Below are 22,871 nucleotides of genomic sequence, written 5' to 3' on the forward strand. Positions count from 1 at the left end.
AGCCAGACATTGTGGAGCCGCCAACACCGGCGCCAGTGTCAGAACCGGAAGTGACACCTGTGCAACCAGCGGAAGAGCCGGCACCTGTGGTCAGTCCTGAGGCCCCGCCGCCGATTCCTGAGCCGGTCGTAATATCGGATCCAGCGCCACCCTCTGTGATCGTCGAGGCTCCTGAGCCCGTCCTGGAACCCGTGCCGGTTGTTGAACCTGAGCCAGACATTGTGGAGCCGCCAACACCGGCGCCAGTGTCAGAACCGGAAGTGACTCCTGTGCAACCAGCGGAAGAGCCGGCGCCTGTGGTTAGTCCTGAGGCCCCGCCACCGATCCCTGAGCCAGTCGTAACTCCGGAGCCACCCCCTGTGATTGTCGAGGCTCCCGTGCCCGTCCCTGAACCCGTGCCGATTGCCGAGCCTGAGCCCGCCCCGGACCCAGTGTTAACGCCTGAACCTGAACCGATCTCTGGTGAGCCACAACCCGCAGTTGATAATCAAATCGAAGGTGATGCCGGGCCGGTGAATGGGATGTAATAAACTGATGCTGTGCTGATAGGGCATGTTTCTGAGCGTGATCAGTCGTGGGATGATACTCAATGATTGAAATTCAAGGTTTCGCTGTGTATGGTTCGATGCAATCGCGGGGGCGTTGTCTATGAATTTCCGTGGCGCGGCGCGGTGTTTTTTCGGAAGGAAGTAACTCTGTGCCAACTTTAGATTGGATCGGTAGGCGAGCAGTTGAAAATCACCACCATCAGGTGCCGTTTCATCTCTTGAAGGATGTTCCGGAACTCTCGGTGGGTGACCCCGGCACCGGCAACCTCATTGTCGAGGGAGATAATTTGATCGCGCTCAAGGCGCTTCTTCCCTATTACGCCGGTCAGGTGAAGTGCATCTACATTGATCCTCCCTACAACACCGGCAATGAGGGATGGGTGTACAACGACAACGTCAACAGCCCCCTGATTCGCGACTGGCTCGGCAAGACGGTCGGCAAAGAAGCAGAAGATCTATCGCGTCATGATAAGTGGCTCTGCATGATGTATCCGCGGTTGGCCTTGCTTAAGGAATTTCTGGCCCCTGACGGGGTTCTGTTTGTTTCAATTGATGATATTGAACTCCCATATCTGCGGATCCTGTTAGACGAATTATTCCCGCATGCACAGTCAAAAAACCGCCTTGCTTGTTTTGTCTGGGAAACAGATGGGAACTTCGACAATCAGGCCAAAATTAAAAATTGTCACGAATACATATTGGCATACTGCAGAAGGTTTGAAGAATTTCCTCCGCCCCCGGTTATTACCCCTACCATTGGAAAGAAGAGCAAGTTGTTCCGAGGTGAAATACGGAATACAATTGTTAAAAATGGCCCTAAGAACCCCGTATCCAACATAGAGATTCCGGTCGGATTTCCTGCAGCATTTGAGTCTGGAGTAATAGATCAAAAGAAGTCTCTTTGGCCTAAATGGAATGGAACCGTTTTTGTTCGGAATTTCCGGGTTGTTTCAACGGTTACTTCAAGTAGTGGCTGGAGTTGCAAGGACCTCTGTGAAGAGTTTATTGCGCATGGTTGCGCATCCATCATTGATTCAAAGGGGCAAAGCACGCGGTTTGAGATAACTCGGACTGGTGCGATCGAGGTCGTCAAGGAGCGTTCTAAAAATCAAAGTCATGTAGTATCAATTATCCGTGAAGTGGGATCTGTTCAGAGCACCGGAGAAAACCTGAAGTCGCTGGATATTCAGTTTCCGTTCCCGAAACCTGTCGGACTAGTGGGATTCTTGTCGTCCATGATTGCGGATAAGAATGCAATAGTTCTGGATACATTTGCTGGGTCCGGAACTACTGGTGAAGCAGTTCTCCAACTAAATAAGGAAGACGGAGGTAATCGCCGTTTTATCCTCGTGGAAATGGAGCCGAAGATCGCCCGTGAAATAACATTCAGTAGACTGAAGCGTATATCTCAGGGGTACTCAAATACAAAAGGCGAGATTATTGAACCGTTAGGAGGGGGCTTCCGTTATTGCCAACTCAGCGATCCCTTATTTGACGAACATGGGCAGATTCGGCAGTCAGTTAAATTTTCTGACTTAGCCCGGCATGTCTATTTCACGGAAACTGGCGAGCCCTTGCCGCGTGAACGGGTCACGAAATCCCCGTTGGTTGGTGTTTGCCGGGGTATGGCCATTTATCTCTTGTTCAATGGTATTTTGGGCGATGATTCCACAAATGGCGGCAACGTGTTGACCCGTGCGATATTGGCGCGGTTGCCGGCATTTGATGGCCTGAAGGTGATCTATGGTGCTGGTTGTCAATTGAGCATTGATCGTTTGCGGGCTGAGCGCATTACCTTTCGTCAAACGCCTTACGAGGTGAAAGTCACATGAAAGTTGCCAAACAAGGGACTAAGGCCTTCGCGGCAGATTACGCGGTGGTGCTGAAGGATATCAAGACCCGTATCCGTACCGCCCAGGTCAGGGCCGCTCTTTCTGCGAATCTCGAAATGATCCGCCTTTACTGGGATATTGGCAGGATTATTGCGGAACGGCAAAAACAGGCGGGGTGGGGCGCCGCTGTCATTCCACGCCTGTCGCGTGATATCAGAAACGAGATAACGGAAGTGAAAGGGTTTTCGGAGCGAAATATTGATCGGATGATTGCCTTCTACCGAGAATACCCCGAGCTTGAAAATGCAATTTCGCCAACGGCGTTGGCGAAATTAGCGCCGATCCCAATTTCGCCAACGGCGTTGGCGAAATTGGAAACCACGGTGATTTTGCACCGACTTGTTCCGAAATTGCCTTGGGTTCACAATGTCTTGCTTATGCAAAAGGTCAAAGACCTGTCAACGCGCTACTGGTATATGCAAGCGACGCTTCAACATGGATGGAGCCATGATGTTCTCGCCTTAATGATCGACGGTCGAACCCATGAACGGCAGGGGAAGGCTATTACAAACTTCGCTGACCGGCTGCCGCCCTTACAGTCCGATCTCGCCCAGCAGGTGGTCAAGGATCCTTTCATTTTCGATTTTATGACATTGGAAGAGCCGTTTCATGAGCGTGAACTTGAAACCAGTCTCGTGCGGCACCTCGAAAAGTTTCTCGTCGAACTGGGGCAGGGGTTCGCCTTTGTTGGTCGTCAAGTTCATCTCGATGTAGGTGAGCAGGATTTCTACATTGATCTGCTTTTCTATCATCTACGCTTGCGTTGTTTCGTGGTCATTGAACTCAAGAAGGGCGCTTTCAAGCCGGAATATGCCGGCAAGCTCAACTTCTATCTTAATGTCGTGGATGAAAAGTTGCGGCATGCCAGCGATAGCCCGAGTATCGGGCTCATTCTTTGTCAGGACGAAAACCGGCTGGTGGCCGAGTATGCGCTAAAGGGAGTGGCGAAAGCGATTGGTGTTTCCCAGTACCAACTTACCCGCGCTTTGCCGAAGGAGTTTCGGTCGAGTCTTCCCAGCGTTGCGGATATCGAATCGGAGTTGTCCGCGACAACACAACGGAAACCGGTGAAAACGACCCGGACCCGGAGGCGGTCATGATACAACTCAAGGAATATCAACACCGTGTTCTCACGTCCGTGCGGGATTTTCTGGCCGAATGTGCGCGTACCCGTGAGCCTGCATCGGCTTTTGGGCGTGTCACTAAGGCTGTGTATGGCAGCCCTTTGCCTTATAACCAGATAGCTGATCCGCGGTTTGAACGGATGCCCTATGTCTGTGTCCGGGTGCCCACCGGTGGTGGCAAGACGCTTCTGGCCTGTCATACGGTCGGCATTGCGCTCAATCGGTATCTACCCGCCCCACACGCCCTTGTGCTGTGGCTGGTGCCCAGCAATACGATCCTGAATCAGACGGCGGACGCCTTGCGTGATCCGCGTCATCCCTATCGTCGTGCCCTTGAGTTGGAGTGTGGCGGGCCGGTTGAGGTGATGACGATTGATGAGGCCTTGCGCATGACGCGGGCTACGGTGGAGGGAGCCACGGTGGTGATCGTTTCCACCATCCAGTGTTTCAGGACTAGTGATCCCGAAGGCCGGAAGGTGTACGATGGCGATAATTCCCACATGGCCAGTCACATGGCCGCGGTGCCGGCGGATCGTTATCCGGAACTCGACATGGGGCCGGATGGCAGGCCGAAATCTTCCTTGATTAATGTCCTGCGCTACCGACGCCCCATTGTCATCGTGGACGAGGCTCATAATGCGCGGACAGATCTGTCGTTTGCGATGTTGGCGAATGTTCTGCCGGCCTGCATCATTGAATTCACCGCCACACCGGATACGAGGAAGAATCCCTCTAATGTTCTGCACCGGGTATCGGCGGCGGAACTCAAGGCGGAGAACATGGTCAAATTGCCGTTGCGTGTGATCACGCGGCATCCGGGGCAGAAAGACCAACTTCTCGCTGAGGCCATTGCGCTCCGGGCGGATCTCGAACGGCTGGCGGGGCAGGAGGCGCAGTCAACCGGCGAGTATGTGCGGCCCATCCTGTTGATCCAAGCCGACCGGGTGGATGCGTGTCCGCCTTTGCGCGAGCGGCTGGTTGGGGAGTTCGGGTTGGTCCATGAGGAAATCAAGATTTCGACTGGTAAATTGGACGAACTTAAAGGGATCAATAACATCTCCGATCCCGCCTGCGCGGTTCGTTTCATCATTACCGTGGAGAAACTTCGGGAGGGCTGGGATTGTCCTTTTGCCTACGTCTTGTGCAGTCTCCGTGAGACCAGGTCCGCTACAGCCATCGAACAGATTGTCGGGCGCATTCTCCGGTTACCGCACGCCATACCCAAACAAAACGCTGATCTCAACTGTGCCTTTATGCTGGCGTTAGCCGAGGGCAATCATCTTGAGGAGGTGTTAGCTGAACTTCGGGATGCTTTGGTTAGCAATGGATTCACGCCGCCTGAGGCAGAGGCCATCATAATTCCAGTTACTCATGCGCAGATGCCGCTGGGCACTCAACCCAAGACGGTTATGCTGCCGCCTGAAGCACTGGACGGAACCGCGTTTCGTTCCCAATCGGCAGTGTTGGCGGGCAAAGTGCGGATGGATGAGGCCAAAGGGGAAATTACGGTTTTCGTCCCGCTCACCAAGGCGGATGAAGAAAGCCTGCTCTCTTGTGTCAAAACCACTGAGGCGCGAGAGCAAGTGGCTGAAGCGGTGGAGCGGGTTCGGCAGATCGAACGAGTCTTCGGAACAGGTGAGACTCGGGTAGCGACGCCCTATGAACAGCAAATGGACTTCATAGTACCCCTGCTGTGCGTGATCGAAGAGGGGCGCCTCTTTGAATTCGAGAAAACCCATCTGATTGAATACCCCTGGAAACTGAGCGCGAAAAACGCTGAACTTGCGGGGACTTATGATCCCCGGAACCGGCCAGGCATCCGAACCGGGAACATTGATATCTTAAAAGAAACCGGTAAGGTCTCGACAGAGGTATCGCGTGATGGGCAGGTTGAAGATTTCATTGGCCGTCTGCATCAGCAGGTCATGGGCTTCAGTCGGGATGAAGACTGGACGCTGGATGAACTGATCCAGTGGTTGGATTCAAAGATTGAGCACACGGACATACCGCCCGGTGAGTCTGCGGAGTTTCTCAGGAAGTGTCTTCGGGGACTTATGGCGCGATATGGGCTTACCGATATCACCGTGTTGACGCTGGACCGTTTCCGTCTGCGGGATGAAGTGGAGAACCTGATTGAATCCCATCGGGGCGACGAGCATGGGGTCGCGTTTCAGAAGTGGCTCTTGCCTGAATCTGCTTTAACTGTTTCCGTGGAACGAGGTTTGGATTTAAGCAAGACGCTTTATGAGCCAAGTTGGGTCTATGAGGGAAGTTTTGTGTTTAAAAAACATTACTATGGATCCAAGCCCGGTGAATTACGTGAGTGCAAGGCAGATGGGAATCTGACTGAGGAATTCCAGTGTGCCCAGTTCCTTGATGGCCTTGAGGAGGTTGCCTACTGGGTCAGAAATCTGTCCCGTAAACCATCGTCATTCAGGCTTCAAACGTCCACCGACTATTTCTATCCGGATTTCGTGTGTCGCCTTAAGGATGGGCGTATTCTTGTGGTTGAATTCAAAGGCGGAGGTGCCGATAAAGGCTGGTATGCCTTGCCTGAATCCGAGGAAAAGCGTCTTGTTGGAGCCATCTGGGCCAAGCGCAGTAACAGCCGCTGCCTTTTCATTATGCCCAAGGGAAAAGATTTTGAAGCGATTCGAGCCTTGGTGGCGCTGAGCTAGAATTTACGAAATGTCATTGCTAAACTGTTTAGCATTAATATTTGTGGGCTTATCGCCAGATAGTCGTTGGTGTTCTTCGGGACAGAATAGATAGCAGCGGGCGCAACTCAAACAGGTTCCTCGATCTGGCTCATAAAATTCGCGTCGTCGTTTGATGGAGGCCGCGATTAAGCCGAAGCCAAGGATTGTGCCGAGGAAGCCACCGAGGGCCCAGCTGCCATAGAGGAACTTCGTCTGTATGGTAGCCGCCTGCTGCTCAAGATTTTCCAGGGAGGCTCCACTGCCGTTAAATGCTGTGATGGCCAGGTTTTCACGGGCAGTAACTTGTTGTGGGCCAAGGCGCAGGGTGTCGGTCAATTTTACCGTGGGGTGCAGGCGTGCCAACGTTGGTGCAAGACGTGAGGCGGACCAGCCTCCACCGAGGATCAGAACGGGAAGCAGCACAATCATCAGGGCTAAACGGCGCACCCCGATATGGCGCGACTCTGTGTTTGTTTGTGTCTGTGGGACCAGGATGGCGTCAAAGGGGCAGGCGGGCTCACAGAGACGACACTTCACGCATTCAGTAGGCGTGATGGTGGCGTGGTATTTGGACAGCCGTGACATCCAGTTGAGCAAAACACCATACGGACACATGAAACGACAGTAAGGACGCGCAATCACTGTGCCGATTAACAGGAAAACGATGCCGGCAAGAATCATGGGGAGTTCGCCGCTGAGTCTGAAAAGGGAGACAAAAGGATCCAGCCGACAGATCACATACGCTGACCCTGTGGTGGCAAACAGGATCCCGAGTCCCAAATAGAGATAGGGGATGAATCCCAGTATCTGCGCGAGGACCGGGTGAACTTTTGCGGGGGATAGAATGACGAGATCCTGAATGGTTCCCAATGGACATACGGCAGCACAGAATACCCTGCCAAACAGAAGGGCGAAGATCAGGGGGAGCAGGAAGAACGCAGTGACGCTCAAGGATAGGGCGGCGTGACTGTCGAACAGCCATAAGGCTACATTCTGAATGGATCCCACCGGGCATACGCAGCCTTTGCGGAAAAAGCCGAAATAGATGAGTGAGAAAATGGTGAGGAGAAAGACTCCCCGGCGGGAACGTTTCCGCAATACCAGCCAGGCGGCTAGTGACAGTGCTCCCGTTAAAATTCCAACATCAAGGACCTCCAATCCCAGAGAACGGGCGACCGGGGCGGAGGGGGACGGCATTGTGTAGCCGCTTTCAAACTGTGGCTTGGGAAAGCGATTATCGGCCATCGTCGTCAGCGTCGAAAATAAAAAGAGTATTGAACAGAAGCACGCAAAGCACGCGAAGGAGAAATGGGGGGGGGCCTTATCCTTCGGAAAAAACTCAACCCTTTGCGGTCTTTGCGTGCTTCTGTTCAAATTCTTTTCTCCGGGGCTATCCATGAGGATTTTGCCGCCTTGGGTTGAAAGAGATAAGGTTCTTCGGCGGGAACGCGGCTGAACGCATCTGCCGGGCAATTTCGGGCGATGGCGCATTCGTTACAGTTTAGGCAGCGATCATGACGCACCTGTAGAACAAGTGAACCATTTCCAAAGGCGCCGCAGCCTTTGACGCATCGTCCACAGCCAATGCAAAGTGGCTCATCGATGGTGTATTCAAAGTAAGGGTTTTCAATAAATTGGCGTTTAATGGCGGCAGTAGGGCAGACCTGATTTTCAGCAGCGCTGGTCAGGCTGGCGGCGCCGGGGAGGAAAAAGCCGAAACAGAGTTTGCAGTAACCGCACATCTCAAACCGATGAACGCATTTTACTGCCGATTGAGGCAGGATACAGTGGGTTGCGCATTGGCCGCATTGGATGCACTTAGCCGGATCCAACTGCCAGACGGTGCGTTGAAGCTTTGGGGCGCGAACTGAGGCAGCGGCGGGATCACTGCAAGTGGTGAGGTCCGGGCAATTGGCGCAACCGCCGGCAGGAGGGTTGCCGCCAGGCTGCGCACACCGTTTGCGCAGGAATATGCCTCCTCCGAGTGCGGTCAGGATGACAAGTATGGTCCCGCGCAATAAACTGCGAAGGAACTCTCTACGATTTTGGGGAGGTGATTTCATTTTTTCGCATACACTCTGATCACATCAGCTGTTGGGTCGAGCACCAGGATTCGGCCTTTCGAGTCCACGGCAAGATCCAGTCCTACCGCTTTGTCCGGCCAATCTTCCTGATCGGAAATGACGCCCTTCAATTGTCCCTTGGTGTCATACTGTTTCACTCGGACGATGTGTTTTTCGCTGGTGATAAATTCGCCTTCTGATGTGAGTGCCATGTTGGAGGGATTGCAACAGCCGCAAAACCCTGGGGCTTCCATGGAGAAATTACCCCAGCAGCCGAGAAACGCTCCCTCTACCGAAAAATGTTCCAGTCGATGGAGGCCGGGGTTGACCACCCACAACGACTCATCCGCGGCGACGGCCAGATCAAAGAAAGCGCTGGGTACCACAAATCCTTCTTTACGCTGATCTTGATCCTTCTGCCCAATCTGGCCAGCAGTTTCCCCCGCCAGCGTAAACCGCCATACAATCCGATTGGCGCAGTCGGCGACAAAGACATGGGTGGATGAGACGGCAATAGAGGTCAGCATTGATTTCGGGTCTGGCCTTTTCCAGACGGCTTTCCGGGTTCCCGTTTGATCGAAGACTTCCACATGATTGTTGAGTCCAACAAAAATGTCGCCCTGTGTAGAGGTCGCGAGACAGCGGACGGGTTCGCTAAGTGAGATGCTGGTTATAGGAGTTCCCTGCGCGCTCAAGATCTCGATGGCGGACATGGAGCCAACAATGATTCGATCGGCACGATCCACTGCCAAAGCGGTCAGATTGGACAGGGAGGGCTTGATCCACTGGACATGGGAGCGGATCAGCAGGTTGGTATCGGTCTTTTTGATGGCGGCGAGGTCGTACTGGCAGTCCTTAAGATCCAAACATTTCATTTGTCCATAATCCCTGACCAACAAACGTCCTCCTGCCAGGGCCATGGGCGCCCAGGCTTCCTTACCGTCCAGCACCTTTGCTTGGGCGAGTTTAACATAACTCCGGGCGGATGCCTCGAGCATGGTTAACATTCCGTTATCTTCAAGAATCAACAGTTTGTTATCGGCGATCATGAAAGGGCCAAGGCCGAACTGCTCGGTGGCTCCACTTCGCCACATGATCTTTCCCACGGGATCCATGCAGACGGCTTGTTTCCGGAAGCCGCCGGCATCGGCAGGGAGTACCGAAAACAGGTTCCCCTGGTAATAGAGAGGCGTATGTTGCTCACAGGCGAAGTTCGTCTTCTCGATCCGGGATTCAAGTTTTGCAGTAATCGAGCCTGTTGCCTGGGTCAGCCTGAACAGTGCGCTTCCGGCTCCGTACCCTGCGGTCATAAGAAACCGGCCATCTTCCAGGGGGACAGGGGAGGGGGCAACCACTTGGAATTTCCACTCGTCAGTTTGCCATAGGACTTTCCCCTCTTCTCCTTTTTCTGCGGAGATGCCGATGATTCCCCCGATGGCGGCATAGACATACATTTTCTTGCCTTGCCATTCCATTGGGGTGACGCAGGCATGCGACATCTGCCAATTATTGGGATTGGGGGTCTGCCACAATATTTTGCCGGTGTCGCAATCCACGCCCATCAATAACACCTTGCCGCCTACAGCGATGATGGCCTGATTGTCCGTAATCAGCGGGCATTGCCCCGTGTACCACATGGGTACGGTGGTTCCCCAATCTTTTTCAAGATCCAGACCCCAGCGGAATTCCCCGGTTTTTGCGTCGACACACATGACGTGACAGCGTGGTCCGATGGTCACGACATAGTTCTCGGAAACAGCCGGGACCGTGCGGGAAATCCCGTGATTACGTTTGATATGCACCTTGTACCAACGGCGCCAGATTTCGCGGCCATCGTCCAGGGAGAAGCAGCGGAGCGCATCGGCATTTTCCTTCGCATCATAATCCAGCAGGTACACCCGCCCGTTGAGAATGGCAGGGCCGGCGTAACCTTCCCCGAGATCTACTGTCCATAAAACAGGGGGGCCACCTGGTGGCCATGAGCTGGCTAATTTTTCCTCAGGCGGGGCGATGTTGTCATGGCGGGCACCGCGGAAGCAGGGCCAGGCGCCAGGGAGGAGACTGGGAATACCCGCGAAGCTCGCAAACTTTTCGCCTATCTTAATCACCTCGCCGGGGCTGGTCTGTGTGGAACTGGAAACCTCGCCTGGAACGGGAAGGCGGCGGGAAATCAAGGCGGTGTCTCCCGTATTCCGCCACCAGGCGAGTATTATGGCAGAAACAGCGACACCCGCGACAAGAACCGCGAGGACGGGAAGAAATTCCCTGGCCCTTTTTCCCAGTCGGAACATATGTTACTTACTCACATCCAGGACCACGATATCCCCTTTGTCATTTCGGCAGAAGATCCGGTCACGACACAGGATCGGGGCCGTCCAGCAGGTTTTCTCCAGGATTTTTCCGGCGGTAGCAAGTTGTTCAAAAGCGGTGGGGGTTGCCTTGACGACAAACAACTCCCCCTTATCATTGAGAACGATCAGTCGATCCCCTGCCGCTGTGAGAGAGCCAAAGCCCAGGTTGTGCGCCCATTTTTCCGCACCGGTGGCAAAATCAATACACTTCAGGGTGCCATTCCCTGTGTTCCCATCGATGCCGTAGAGAAATCCGTTGAGGAGAACGCAACTGCTGAATTGATTCCGCATGATCGTACTGGTCCACACATTCCGTGGCTCCGGGCCGCTGATGTCAATAACGGAGGCACCCTTGCCGTATCCGGATGAAAAGAAGACTTTCCCGTCAAAAGGGATGGGATCAGCCGCGTTGACGTCATAACTTGTTTCCCATTTGCTCGACCATAATTTTTTGCCTGTATTAAGTTCCGCGCCGTAAATGGCTTTCTCGCCGAACACCGCCATGCATTCCGTCTTTCCGGATGTGTACAATACTGGAGGGGCATAGCCTCCGGTTCCTGCCGGACTAGCCCAAATCTTTTCCCCTGTCAGCCGATTCAGCACAATGCCGTATTCACCGGCATTGAGCAGGAGCATATTGCCCTTAATCACCGGGGACGCGGAAAAGCCCCACTTCAGATTGCCGGCTTTGAAGTCCGTGATCAGGTTTTTCTGCCATTGAACGGCCCCTGTCTCTGCATTCAGGCAGAAGAGATGGCCCTCACGGCTCAGTGTATACACCAATTTTCCATCGGTGGCCGGTGTGGCCCTGGGTCCCGGGTAACTGCCTGCGGTGCAGGCATAGGAGTGCTGCCAGAGAGAAGCGCCGTCCTTGAGACTTAAGGCATACACGGTGTCCTGGTTGTTTTTATTTCCGGTCGTAAAGACCTTCTCGCCCGACACAGCCACGCCGGCATAACCGTTGCCAACATTGGTCTTCCAGGAAATTTTGCCGCCGTTCGAAACGGCCTGATGATTCCATTGGGAGTCCTGTGAAATCCCATCTTGATTGGAACCCCGGAACTGAGGCCAGTCCTTTTGATCTGCAGCCAGTATTTTCCCCGTTACAAGAACACCCAACACGATGCCACTGAATAAGAACTGTCGTTTCATCTAAATCTCCAATCTGCCTACTGCCCTCTGCTTACTGCCCACTGCCCACTGTCCCTGCACTATCCTGTATTTCGGTTTGATTTTGAAGCACTATTAGACTATTTGATTCCCCCTATGAAAATTCAAAAATATCTTGGTTGGCAGGTTTTCCATGCAGTGCTGGTGCTTAGCGCTCTACAAGGGATTACTCCCGCCTCTCAGGCTCAGACCGCCGAGGTTCAAACGGTAGTGGTCACAGCGCGTAAATGGACCGAACCGCTCCAGGCGGTGCCGGGAGCGGTGACCGTTCAGTCCGCCGACAGCATGAAGTCGGCCGGGGTAAACGATTTACGTGATGCTGCCCGCACTATTCCCAATCTGACTTTGGGTGATTTCACGGTTCGGCGTCTGACATTCCCTTATGTACGCGGTATCGGGTCAGGCCGGAATTCAGCCGCAGTGACCACGATTATCGATGGTGTACCCCAGCTTTCCTATGCCACCGCCAATCAGGAATTTCTCGACGTGGAGCGGGTAGAATTTCTGCGGGGCCCCCAAGGGGCGCTCTATGGACGTAATACTCTTGGCGGAGCGATAAATGTGGTGCCGCGTCTCCCTGGTCGTGAACCCGTGACGTCGGTCAGTCTAGCTGGTGGTGATCACGGGTTATTTGATACCCGTGTCTCGACAGAGGGGCCGGTTGGCCTAGGAAAGACGGCCGGGAGTTTCAGCGCGGGGTATTCCACGCGCGATGGGTATACTAAAAATGACGTCACCGGCAATACGCTCGATACCCGTGAGTCCTTTTTTGGCCGTGCCCAGGTGCTATGGCCTGATGAGGGGCCCTGGAGCTACCGGTTTAGCGTCAATGGCGAGGCCGATCGTGATGGCGATTACGCGCTGGGTGATCTGGCATCTCTGCGATCCCGGCCTTATCACGTTGCGCATGATTATGAGGGGAGTTCCGAGCGTGATCTTTCCCAGCCGGTTTTCACTGCCACGCGAAAAGGCGACGAAGTGGATCTTACCTCCATCACCGCTTTCCAGTGGTGGCGTTCACAGGATCAGACTGATCTGGATATGACGCCCGCCGATCTTATCCGCCGCAATAATGAGGAGAATCAGCAGGCATGGATTCAGGAGATCCGAATGGCGTCAGCCGAAGCGGCTCCTATCCATCTCGGGAACCGGGTGGCGATGCGCTGGTTGCTGGGGACGATGGCCTATCATTCCGCTTATCAGCAGCGCGCATTCAATGACTATCGGCCCGGTGCGGTGGCGATGCTCGGGTTGCCGCTGGCCTATCAGCAGCATGATGATACGGATCTGAATGACACAGGAGTGAGTCTCTATGGACAAAGCGTGTTCACGTTTGATGAGCGTCTTGAGTTGGGGCTTGGTCTTCGCGATGACTTCGAGAACCGCTCGGCTGATTTACGGCAGTATGCTAATCCGGCCTTTATGCCGGGGTCGGACACCGATAACGACAAGGACTTCAACCAGGTCAGTCCTCACGCGTCGCTTGGTTACCATATGACGCCTGACATTCTGCCCTATGTTCAGGTCTCAAAAGGGTACAAGGCGGGTGGCTTTAATACGTTGGCGATACCCGGGCATGCCGAGTTTGATGAAGAAACCAGTTTGACCTATGAGACGGGGCTTAAGACTGCCTGGCTGAAAAATCGGGTGGTGGCGAATGCGGCACTGTTCCGGACGGAGTGGGACGACCTGCAACTAGATGTGCCGGCGGGTTCCCCGGGGGTGTTCTATATCGACAATGCCGGCAAAGCCAGGAGCGAGGGAGGGGAGCTGGAATTAAGCGTCAGGCCCCTGACAGGGCTGACACTGTTTGGTGGGCTCGGGTTGTTGACGTCGGAGTTTCGCTCTGATAGCACGTCCGCCGGCATGGATGTCAGTGGAAACGAGCTTCCGTTTGCCCCGCACCTCACCTGGCACGCTGGTACCGAGTATTCACAAACGCTTTATACAAAATATACCGGCTTTATCAGGGTGGAAGGGGTGGGGACAGGACACTACTATTATGATGCCAGTAACAGGGAGTCTCAGGACAACTATGTGTTGCTCAACACCCGTATAGGGATTGGAACCCGCCTCTGGCGTGTGGAGACATGGGTTAACAATCTCTTTGATCAGGACTATGTGCCCATCGCCTTCCCTTACCAGTTAGCCCCTTCCGGATATGTGGGTGAGAATGGGGCACCCCGCACGGTGGGAGTCTCTCTCAGTCGCGCGCTGTGAGTTTCAATAAGAGGTAACAGTTTAGCCCCTTGCGGGCGCTCAAACTGAAATTTCTTTAAAAAAGTTGTTGCATCAAGACAATCTCTCCGCCCCCAGGTCATCATGCGGAAAATATCCTTCGGCACTCGCTCGCCAGAGGGATCCATCTCTCAGGGTATTATCTCAAGCCTGATGGTAACCGCACAGCGCCAGGGTAAAGCTCCGCTCAAATTTTTCTACACCCTTTTCACTGAAAATCCCGCCACCGCTCAAGCCGCTCTTTTCCGAAATCCACCAAACACATCATGATGCTCACTACCCCTTTGAAAACAAAAAAGGCGGCCCTCGCCGCCCGCCAGAATTTTTTCTCAGTTGCAAGGGGCTAAACTGTTACACGCCAGATTCGAAGGTTTGGTTGGCCTCCTGATAAAATAATTATGGGAATAGGCGCCAGAAATTATCTATGGCCTATTCAGTTTGTGTGTCCCAGAGAGCTCATCAGCGCTTCAAAATGGGGGTTTGTACCCGATCTTGACCTTTTCGCCAGTTTTCCTAAGATCGCAACAATAAAAATTCAGAAAGAGCCGCCGCCCGGGAAGATTTTGCTATACTTGCGGAAAACTTGTGAGACAAAATGAAAACAGTAGTCAACATTCATGTTTCCCCTTCCGGCAACGATGCCTGGAGCGGGACACTGCCGGAACCGAACCCGGCGAAGACTGACGGACCGGTCGCGTCGCTCGAGGCCGCCCGTGATGCGGTGCGTCGGCTGAAGAGGACGACGGGCCTACCCGCGGGCGGGGTCACGGTCTGGTTCCGCGGCGGCGAGGTTGTCCGCACGACGACGTTCGAACTGACCGCCGGGGATTCGGGAACCGTGTCCGCTCCGGTCACCTATCGCGCCTGGCCTGGCGAAGCCGTGCGCCTGCTCGGCGGTCGACGGCTTGACCCGGCCGCCTTCACCCCTGTGACGGCTCCCGCGGTGCGGGAACGGTTGGCTCCAGCGGCCCGGGACCAGATCGTCCAGTGCGACCTGCGCGCCCAGGGCATCACCGATTTCGGAGCTTTCGTTTCGCGCGGTTTCAGCCGGAAGACCGCCCCGGCGCACTTGGAATTATTTTTCAACGACCAGCCGATGACCGTGGCGCAGTGGCCCGATGTCGGGCAGTTCACCACCATCACGGGCTTCACCAAGCCGATGACGAACGAATGGGGGGCCGAGTCGGGCGATCTGACCGGCGGGTTCACCTACGATGGCGACCGGCCGCAGCACTGGGCGCCGAGCGATGACATCTGGGTCCACGGCTACTGGGCCTATGACTGGGCAAATTCCTATGAACGCGTGCAGCGCTTGGATCCGGTGACCCGCGTGGTCGAGACGGCGCCGCCCCACGGGCTCTATCATTTTGCGAAAGGTCAGCGCTTCTATTTCCTCAACGTCCTCGAGGAACTCGACCAACCGGGTGAGTATTATGTGGACCGCACGGCGGGGATTCTCTACTTCTGGCCGCCTGCGCCGCTGGCCGGGGCGGATATCATGGTGTCGGTTCTGGGCGAGCCGCTGGTGACGATGAAGGAGGTCAGCCATGTGACCTTCCGCGGCATAACCCTGGAAGCGGGCCGCGGCAGCGGTATCGGCATCGAGGGCGGCAACGGCGTTCGCATCGTCGGCTGCACCCTCCGCAACCTCGGCACCTGGGCGGTGCGGGTAGAGGGCGGCAGCCATCATGCCGTGACGGGCTGCGACATCTATGGCGTCGGCGACGGCGGGATCAGCGTCAGTGGTGGCGACCGCGCCTCGCTCAGGCCGTGCCATCACGAGGTGCTCCACTGCCACATCCACCACTTCGCGCGGTGGAGCCGTTGCTATGTCGCTGGCATCAACGCCAGCGGCATCGGCATGCGCCTGGCTCACAATCTGATCCACGACGCGCCTCACAACGCCATTCTCTTCTGGGGAAACGAGTTTCTGATCGAGAACAATGAGATCTTCCGGGTCTGTCTGGAGACCGGCGACGCCGGGGCGATTTATACCGGGCGTGACTACACCTTCCGCGGCAATGTGATTCGCCGGAATTACATCCATCAGATGGGCGGCGTCGGCATGGGCAGCATCGCCATCTACATGGACGATTGCGTCAGCGGCACCCGGATCGAGGAGAACGTGCTGGTCGATTGCCAGTACGGTCTGATGCTCGGCGGGGGGCGCGATTTCGTGGTGGCGAACAACATCTTCGTCAACTGCAAACCGGCGATCCACGCCGACGCCCGTGGCATGGATCCCAATCCCGTCTGGCAGAACATGGTCAACCAGACCATGAAGACCAGTCTCGCGGCCATGCGACACCACGAGTCGCCCTATGGCGAACGCTACCCGGAGATCGCCGGGGTGGATCGGTATTTCGCCGAGGGTCAGGGCGTGCCCCCTGAGAACAACCGCGTCGAGCGCAACATCTGTTGGCGCTGCGAGACCTGGATTAGCGAATGCTGGCCGAAAGGCGTGAGCAACGGCGTCACGGAGCAGGACAACCTGGTCGGGGAAGACCCGCTGTTCGTCGACGAGGCGAACAGCGATTGGCGACTGCGCCCGGATTCTCCCATTTTGAAGCTGGGGTTTCAGCCCATCGACCTGTCCGAAATCGGCCCTCGAGCCAAGGAATGCCGGGAGTAAGGGAGAGCCATCATGGATCAGATCGAGACCATCAAGAACTACAACTGGGGCGAGATCGGCCGGCGGATTTGGCCGCTGCTGAAGCCGCACCGGGTGCGAGCCACTTGGGCGGCAGTCTTGGTCGGCGCGGTCGGCCTGGCCGTCGCCTTGCAACCGTTGTTCGCCAAGTATGTGATTGACGAGGCGATTCCACGGCAGAGCTGGCGGCTGGCGTTGGCGGCATCCGGAGTGTTCCTGGCCGTGATGTTCGTGCGCATGGAGCTCTGGTTTTGGGCGATGATGCTCGTGTACCGGATTCAACAGGACCTCATTTTCGAGTTGAGGACTACCAGTTTCGCCCATCTGCAGAAACTCTGCCTGCGTTTTCACAGTCAATTTCCCACGGGCTTCCTGTACGAGCGGGTGTTCGGCAATTCGATCAACACCCTGGGCAATTTCATGCAGGTGGTTTTCACCCAACTGGTCACCGATGCGGTCGGGCTGGTTTTCAGTCTGGGCTTCTGCCTCTATCTGAGTCCGGCCCTGACGGTGGTCATCCTGGCGGGGGGGATCGGCTATGTCATGGCCGCCCAGGCGCTATCGGGACGCATCTACGCGAAGACCCGGGCGGCCAACGAGGCCGGCATGAATATCGTCAATGTGATCATGGACAAACTGCGCGGACACAAGACCATCCAATCCTTCGCCCTGGAGGATCGGGTGCAGCAGGAGTTCCATCAGCAGTTGCGGCCGGCGATGGGCAAATGGATGGCCAGCATGCTCGAATCGATGAAGCTCGGGTTCGTCACCGAAGGTCTCGGCTACTTGATCACGGCCGCGGTGATCCTTGGCGGCTCCCTGCTGGTAATCCGTAACGCCGGACATTTTCCGTTGGGAACCCTCGTGGCCTTCATCGGCTACCAGGGAGTGCTCATTTCCATGATTTCGGCCATGACCAACATCTACGGTCAGGTCATGAGCGCCCGCACAGCCTTCGACCAGTTGTTCTCCATCCTCGACACCCATAGCACGGTCATCGACCGGCCCGGCGCCGTCATGCAGGCGGACCTCCAGCCGCGGCTGGAGTTCCGCGGCGTCACCTTCGCCTACGGGGAGACGCCGGTGCTGCGGAACGTGAGTCTCGACATTCCGTCTGGCAAGACCACGGCACTCGTGGGACGCAGCGGCAGCGGCAAGTCCACCATGGCAAACCTGATTCTTCGATTCTACGATCCCACATCCGGCGCGATCCTCTTGGATGGCCGGGACATCCGTGATTTGCCTGTCCGAGACTACCGGACCCTCTTTGGCGTCGTACTCCAGGATCCCTTCCTTTTCGACACCACGATCGAGGCCAACCTCCGCGCCGTCCACCCGGAAGTCGGCGAGGCGGAGCTGATCGGGGTGCTCAAACAAGCCGGAGCCTGGGAGTTCATCGAGAAATTTACGGATGGGCTCCAGCACCGCGTGGGCGAAGGCGGAGGACAGCTTTCCGGTGGTCAACGCCAGCGGCTGGCACTTGCCCGCTGCCTGCTGACCCGGAGCCGGCTGGTCATCCTGGACGAGGCGACCTCGGCACTGGACGCGGAGTCGGAGCGCATCGTGCAACAGGGGGTCGAGGCCTTGTGCCGTGACCGCACCGTGTTTGTCATAGCCCATCGGCTGAGCACGATCCGCCATGCCGACCGGATCGTGGTCATGGATCAGGGCCAGGTGGTCGAACAGGGGACCTTCGACGAGCTGCTGGGCCGCAGTGGCCATTTCGCCAGGCTCTACGCCATCGCCACCTCCACGTCCACGCAGCGTATCAAGTTCGAGGAGGCCGGATTCGCATGAGAATTAATTTCTCACTTAAGTCTGCCGGTCCGGTGGAAGTAGTGGTCACCAACAGCAAGGCTGTACAAACGGCTGGCGGCCCTCCAGTTGGGTTGCGGGCAAAGCCCTCCTTAGGAAGTAGAGCCGGATCTCCTGAGACGGCTCCCATTGAGTTCTTCGTTAACACGGCCATCTTTACAGGACTATATCTAAGATGCTCCGCGTGTACTTCCGCGAGGAGACCGGTTCATCAGTCAGTGTGCCAAGCTTGTTGAGGACATCGTGAACAGCCCCTGCCGGAAGTTCACAGCAAAAGGTTGCCCGTCGAGCTTTCCAATCCAGACTTTTGACTTGATCAGCCAATACCACGCCCGACACCTCGTATCCCTGCGGGATACGAACCTCAAACGGGTACCCTTTATCCTGGCTGGTTATGGGACAGAACAAGGCAAGGCCCACCTTGCGATTGTACGACTCCGGGGAGAGAACCAATGCGGGCCGATGGCCCGCCTGCTCATGACCTGCCTGCGGAGTGAAAGAAAGCCAGACAATGTCACCACGCTTCGGACAATAGGCAGCCATTACCAGGCCTCCCGTCCGACGACAATCCCCGAATCACACTCACTATGCCGATTTTGCGCAGTGACACCTTTAAGCAGTTCATCGAGACGGAAACGAGGACGTCTTGCCGGAGCAATCACAATCTGGCCATCCTGTACACCCACATCCACCGAATTGCCGGAACTCAAATGCGTGTCATGCGCAACAGACCGAGGAATCCGTACTGCCAAACTGTTCCCCCACTTTTGAATCTTCGTAATCATGTCGCATATCTCCTGATGTATATACTATGAAGATACATCCGCAATCCCCTGTCTGCAAGACATAATATGATCTTCTTGCCGAACGTGACTCTTGACCCGCGGCGAGCGTGCGAGCCGTCGCGGTCAAAGAGCTGGTTCGGGGTATTTCATTCTTTTCCGAATCCAGGCCGGGTTGCGTCGGCAATCCAGGATTGCGCGCACCTGCACGTCATTTTCCGTCACGCGATAGAATACAGCAAAGGGAAATCGCTTTGAAAGAAGTCTGTGGTATTCGAAATAGATTGGATGTATACCACCAAAGAAAGCCAGAGAGTCGATATCCGACCAGAGAGAATCGAGAAAATAGATCCCTAAACCTCCGGATTGCTGCTCGTAAAAACGATATCCATCAGCGAGATCAACAAGTGCATCCTCAAGGACTGTGACGTTCATCACACCTGATCCCAGACCCTGCGTTTGGCTTCAGCCAAATCAATGAACTTCGACTTTCCTTCCTGAATCCGTTGCTCCCGCTCTCGCAACACGTCACCATGCCATTCAGGCGATGGAACATCAGCCTGTGAATGGCAGAGGCTATCCCAGATCTCCTCCAACGCACGAAGTTTTTCGGTCACATCCATTTTGTCCAGCGGTATTGCAGTATGCATGATTATCTCCTCACACTGTAAACATGATATCTCAATCATTCTTCATCCGCAACTTTCATCATCCCGAACGTCAGCCTTCACTTTCGGCGCGTCAGCGACGTAAAGTGGAAGGCTTGGTTGGCTGCATTCGTCTGGGTGTCAACCGGACAATGGTGTGACCTGATGCGGTTTGAATGGAGCGAAGTTCATTGCAAATCGCCGCAAGATTTCCCCCGAATCGCAGGGTGTGCTCCAGGCGATGTTTGCGGACTTCTTGAACAATGGGATCGTTCATAATTCATTCTCCAGAAGCTCCTCGGGGGAGCATATTTCAGGGCATACATACCCTTCGTTTTCAACAATCTGCCGAACCATCATTCGGGTGAAAGGATTGGAGAGGTGCGCGAAGTTCCAAGTTACGATAACGGCTATTCCGTTGATTGCGGCGACTGCAATGTGCAGTGCATCTTCCGGGTATTCCTTGGGAATACCATTTCCCGAAACAATCTTCTCCGCCAATTCACGCGCCTCATCATCAATATCCAACATGAGGAAAGGTTAAATGGCCTCTAATCGTTTGGACGCCTGATCCAGGTCACCGCGCGCTACTTCCTCATAAACCAACGCAGATACATACGTATCATATACGGCGGTCAAACTTGGCCAAAGTTCACGGGTCGCTTCCTGATGTCCCGCGACAAGCAAGTCCCGGCTTGGCCGTGCGGTAAAATAGCTGACTACAGTGGTCTCTAAATACAGCTTCTGCTTCATGCTGAAACATTATCATGTCTGACGGCTTCCTCAAGCCGGATTGTCAGCTTCCTTTTGACACTCCAATTCAGAGATCGTTCGGGTCATATCCGGGATCTGCCGATATAATTATTTTATCAATACACACGCCGTCCTCAACCATCCAAAGACCAAGAATATGTTCCCCTGATTTTTCTACTGTCAGCGTAATGCGATCACCGTCCGGGAAACCTCCGAGCCAGCCATACTTGGCACCGAAGAAACCCACAAACTGGGATTTCAGCAATACGCCATCATAACCGACAGCGACCGAGGCACCCCCCGCCTCGCCAAGTCCACGAATCCACACATAGTAGGTGCCCTCCTTGAGAAAATTCAGGGCGTACGAAACACATGGACTGCGTTTTTCGAAGTTTTTCTTCTTCAAATCATAAACGGTGTTATTGCTTGGCGCTGCCAAAATATGTGCGGGGTCATCTTTCCGTTCACCTTTGATCTTTTTCCAAGCATGTGAATCGGCGCTTTTTTGGGTCGAATAATCCTCGGCCTCAATAATCGTCTGTTTATCAGGATCAATTTTGATGCTGTCTTTCGCAAACAGGGGGCTCGCACACATCAGCGCTACACAAATAATGCTCATTTTCTTCATTTTTCTGTTATCTCCTATTTTCTTGGCCCAACGCCAGCCTTCATGCGCGGCGTACTCGCCGTCGCGTGCGAGGCCTGGTTGTGCGACTTCATTTCTTGAATAAGTCCGAATGGGTTCCCATTCTTTCAAAAACGATGAACTTGCTGTCGATTTTATAAATAAGGAGCCAGTCGGATTCGATATGACAATCACGACGCCCCAAATAATTACCGAGAAGTTTGTGATCACGATGAATGGGATCCGGAGTTTGTCCGGAAATCAAAGTGCAGGCGAGGATTTTGAACTTCTCCAGATTCTTTCCGCGACGCTTACAGAGCTTGAGATCTTTCTCAAACTGCTTTGTGTAAACCGGGGTATACATCAGATACCCAGCTTCTTGAACATGTCAGCTGCATCCTTGCAGACAACCAGATCGCGCCCCTCGTCGGTGGCGTCGAATGTCCGTGCCGTGGTAGTTGATGGAACGGTGACATTAAAGGGAAGCCCTTGATGAAGCTCGACCTGCCTGTAAAATATCGTTATAGCTTGAGTCGAGTTCAGCCCAAGACGGGCAAATATTGCCTCGGCGTCATGCTTCAATTCCGGTTCAAGCCTTGCTCTTAACATCGCACTCTTGCTCATATACACATCTCCATTCTTATATGCGAATGTAGCACAAATGGGATACAAGTTCAAATCATAATTTCAACTGCACAACGTTCACCTTGAGTTTCGGCGCGTCAGCGACGTAAACTCCGAGGTGTGGTTGGCCGTTTATATCTGTTTAGTTTTCATTCCGGCTCGTTTTGCCGCCTGGAGTTGCTTTTTGTCGGATGAGGCAAACAACTCCGCCCCCCATTCAAGTGCGCAAGCCACATGCAGGGCATCCATCGCCCGAATGGGGCTTGCCTCAAGGATCATGATAGCTGACCCAATCACCGTTGGAGTGAGGAAAATGATGTCTGCGTCGCGGACATCATCAAGCAACCGCTTTTTTGCGACATTGTATTGATCCTGGGTCAGCGCGTGTTCACGGCGGCGGCGGTTCAGTGCGGAAATAATTTCGGGCACACAGATCACGCTCAGGCCGAGTTCCGATGCCTGGGCACAAATGGACTCGACTCCATTGCTCCCGATTTCTTCGATAAAGCGTTTCGCAAAAGCAGAGGAATCAAGATACGCTTTCATGATCGCGCTCCGCCAGAATGGCTGCAGAGAGGCTCATTCCTTTTGTCGAGAGGCGCAACGCTGGCCTTTTCCATGAGGATTGTTCCTTGTTTTGACTCACAATGGGTGTCACCTCTGCAATAGGGCGACCATGCCGGAGCACCAGTAATGTTTCGCCATGTTCCACCCGGCTCAGCATTCCTGATGCATGGCTTCTGAATTCGGTTAAAGTTACGGTTGTCATAGTTAATCTCCAATCTGTACAGAAGAGTACAGTGTTCTGTACATATCGTCAATTCATCTGTAGTGGCCAACGTTCACATTGTGCCGCCGGAGCGTTTAGCGACGGTAGGCACGAGTGGGTT

General features: G+C 54.6%; 23 protein-coding genes. 7 read left to right on the forward strand and 16 right to left on the reverse strand.

The window, feature by feature from the left end; translation table 11 throughout:
- The 4 genes from WCI03_11900 to WCI03_11915 form a co-directional block, all read left to right on the forward strand.
- A partial coding sequence (locus WCI03_11900; protein ID MEI8140555.1) for a hypothetical protein occupies positions 1-527 on the forward strand: 527 nt, incomplete at its 5' end.
- A gap of 170 nt (positions 528-697) precedes the next feature.
- On the forward strand, positions 698-2,380 hold the full coding sequence (locus WCI03_11905; protein ID MEI8140556.1) for a site-specific DNA-methyltransferase: 1,683 nt from the start codon (positions 698-700) through the stop codon (positions 2,378-2,380).
- A complete protein-coding gene (locus tag WCI03_11910; GenBank protein MEI8140557.1) occupies positions 2,377-3,540 on the forward strand; it encodes a PDDEXK nuclease domain-containing protein in 1,164 nt (387 codons plus the stop codon). Before WCI03_11905 ends, WCI03_11910 begins: the two co-directional genes overlap by 4 nt.
- Positions 3,537-6,242 (forward strand): DEAD/DEAH box helicase family protein, encoded by a 2,706-nt coding sequence (locus tag WCI03_11915; protein ID MEI8140558.1) that lies wholly within the window; start codon positions 3,537-3,539, stop codon positions 6,240-6,242. The genes WCI03_11910 and WCI03_11915 overlap by 4 nt, the downstream gene beginning before the upstream one ends.
- Positions 6,243-6,245: 3 nt before the next feature.
- Here WCI03_11915 and WCI03_11920 read toward each other — a convergent pair whose 3' ends face one another.
- The 4 genes from WCI03_11920 to WCI03_11935 all read right to left on the reverse strand — a co-directional run bounded on the left by WCI03_11920 (position 6,246) and on the right by WCI03_11935 (position 11,829).
- Positions 6,246-7,508: a 4Fe-4S binding protein gene (locus WCI03_11920; protein ID MEI8140559.1), complete on the reverse strand. Its 1,263-nt coding sequence runs from the start codon at positions 7,506-7,508 to the stop codon at positions 6,246-6,248.
- A gap of 125 nt (positions 7,509-7,633) precedes the next feature.
- Entirely contained in the window at positions 7,634-8,326 is a 693-nt protein-coding gene (locus WCI03_11925) for a hypothetical protein (GenBank protein MEI8140560.1), read from the reverse strand.
- The gene (locus WCI03_11930) at positions 8,323-10,617 is read right to left on the reverse strand and encodes a PQQ-binding-like beta-propeller repeat protein (protein ID MEI8140561.1); all 2,295 of its coding nucleotides are present in this window, start codon (positions 10,615-10,617) and stop codon (positions 8,323-8,325) included. The genes WCI03_11925 and WCI03_11930 overlap by 4 nt, the downstream gene beginning before the upstream one ends.
- Before the next feature lie 3 nt (positions 10,618-10,620).
- The gene (locus tag WCI03_11935; GenBank protein ID MEI8140562.1) at positions 10,621-11,829 is read right to left on the reverse strand and encodes a PQQ-binding-like beta-propeller repeat protein; all 1,209 of its coding nucleotides are present in this window, start codon (positions 11,827-11,829) and stop codon (positions 10,621-10,623) included.
- A 114-nt stretch (positions 11,830-11,943) separates the two neighbouring features.
- On the opposite strand from WCI03_11935, the gene WCI03_11940 reads away from it, so the two are divergent.
- From WCI03_11940 to WCI03_11950, 3 genes are all read left to right on the forward strand, one after another.
- On the forward strand, positions 11,944-14,067 hold the full coding sequence (locus WCI03_11940) for a TonB-dependent receptor (protein ID MEI8140563.1): 2,124 nt from the start codon (positions 11,944-11,946) through the stop codon (positions 14,065-14,067).
- 613 nt (positions 14,068-14,680) lie between these two features.
- Positions 14,681-16,717, forward strand: a complete 2,037-nt coding sequence (locus WCI03_11945) for a right-handed parallel beta-helix repeat-containing protein (protein ID MEI8140564.1) — start codon at positions 14,681-14,683, stop codon at positions 16,715-16,717.
- A gap of 12 nt (positions 16,718-16,729) precedes the next feature.
- A complete protein-coding gene (locus WCI03_11950) occupies positions 16,730-18,532 on the forward strand; it encodes an ABC transporter ATP-binding protein (protein ID MEI8140565.1) in 1,803 nt (600 codons plus the stop codon).
- 174 nt (positions 18,533-18,706) lie between these two features.
- On the opposite strand, the gene mazF is transcribed toward WCI03_11950, so the two are convergent.
- The 12 genes from mazF to WCI03_12010 form a co-directional block, all read right to left on the reverse strand.
- Positions 18,707-19,093, reverse strand: coding sequence for an endoribonuclease MazF (gene mazF / locus WCI03_11955; protein MEI8140566.1), 387 nt, complete (start codon positions 19,091-19,093; stop codon positions 18,707-18,709).
- Positions 19,093-19,335, reverse strand: coding sequence for an AbrB/MazE/SpoVT family DNA-binding domain-containing protein (locus tag WCI03_11960; GenBank protein MEI8140567.1), 243 nt, complete (start codon positions 19,333-19,335; stop codon positions 19,093-19,095). The genes mazF and WCI03_11960 overlap by 1 nt, the downstream gene beginning before the upstream one ends.
- A 123-nt stretch (positions 19,336-19,458) precedes the next feature.
- Positions 19,459-19,767: a type II toxin-antitoxin system RelE/ParE family toxin gene (locus WCI03_11965; protein MEI8140568.1), complete on the reverse strand. Its 309-nt coding sequence runs from the start codon at positions 19,765-19,767 to the stop codon at positions 19,459-19,461.
- Entirely contained in the window at positions 19,767-19,982 is a 216-nt protein-coding gene (locus WCI03_11970; GenBank protein MEI8140569.1) for an addiction module protein, read from the reverse strand. Before WCI03_11970 ends, WCI03_11965 begins: the two co-directional genes overlap by 1 nt.
- Positions 19,983-20,073: 91 nt before the next feature.
- Positions 20,074-20,256 carry a hypothetical protein gene (locus WCI03_11975; protein MEI8140570.1) on the reverse strand — a complete coding sequence of 61 codons (183 nt, stop codon included), beginning with the start codon at positions 20,254-20,256 and terminating at the stop codon, positions 20,074-20,076.
- Entirely contained in the window at positions 20,253-20,510 is a 258-nt protein-coding gene (locus WCI03_11980) for a hypothetical protein (protein ID MEI8140571.1), read from the reverse strand. The genes WCI03_11975 and WCI03_11980 overlap by 4 nt, the downstream gene beginning before the upstream one ends.
- A gap of 9 nt (positions 20,511-20,519) precedes the next feature.
- Positions 20,520-20,732, reverse strand: a complete 213-nt coding sequence (locus WCI03_11985; protein ID MEI8140572.1) for a hypothetical protein — start codon at positions 20,730-20,732, stop codon at positions 20,520-20,522.
- 67 nt (positions 20,733-20,799) lie between these two features.
- A complete protein-coding gene (locus tag WCI03_11990) occupies positions 20,800-21,360 on the reverse strand; it encodes a hypothetical protein (GenBank protein MEI8140573.1) in 561 nt (186 codons plus the stop codon).
- 88 nt (positions 21,361-21,448) lie between these two features.
- Complete coding sequence (locus WCI03_11995) at positions 21,449-21,721, reverse strand: type II toxin-antitoxin system YafQ family toxin (protein ID MEI8140574.1); 273 nt, start codon at positions 21,719-21,721, stop codon at positions 21,449-21,451.
- Complete coding sequence (locus WCI03_12000; protein MEI8140575.1) at positions 21,721-21,981, reverse strand: type II toxin-antitoxin system RelB/DinJ family antitoxin; 261 nt, start codon at positions 21,979-21,981, stop codon at positions 21,721-21,723. The genes WCI03_11995 and WCI03_12000 overlap by 1 nt, the downstream gene beginning before the upstream one ends.
- Positions 21,982-22,113: 132 nt before the next feature.
- Positions 22,114-22,527 carry a type II toxin-antitoxin system VapC family toxin gene (locus WCI03_12005; protein MEI8140576.1) on the reverse strand — a complete coding sequence of 138 codons (414 nt, stop codon included), beginning with the start codon at positions 22,525-22,527 and terminating at the stop codon, positions 22,114-22,116.
- Complete coding sequence (locus WCI03_12010) at positions 22,511-22,750, reverse strand: type II toxin-antitoxin system prevent-host-death family antitoxin (protein ID MEI8140577.1); 240 nt, start codon at positions 22,748-22,750, stop codon at positions 22,511-22,513. The genes WCI03_12005 and WCI03_12010 overlap by 17 nt, the downstream gene beginning before the upstream one ends.
- Positions 22,751-22,871: the final 121 nt, after the last annotated feature.

It is taken from the genome of bacterium, from assembly GCA_037143175.1.
Classification (GTDB): domain Bacteria; phylum Verrucomicrobiota; class Kiritimatiellia; order CAIKKV01; family CAITUY01; genus JAABPW01.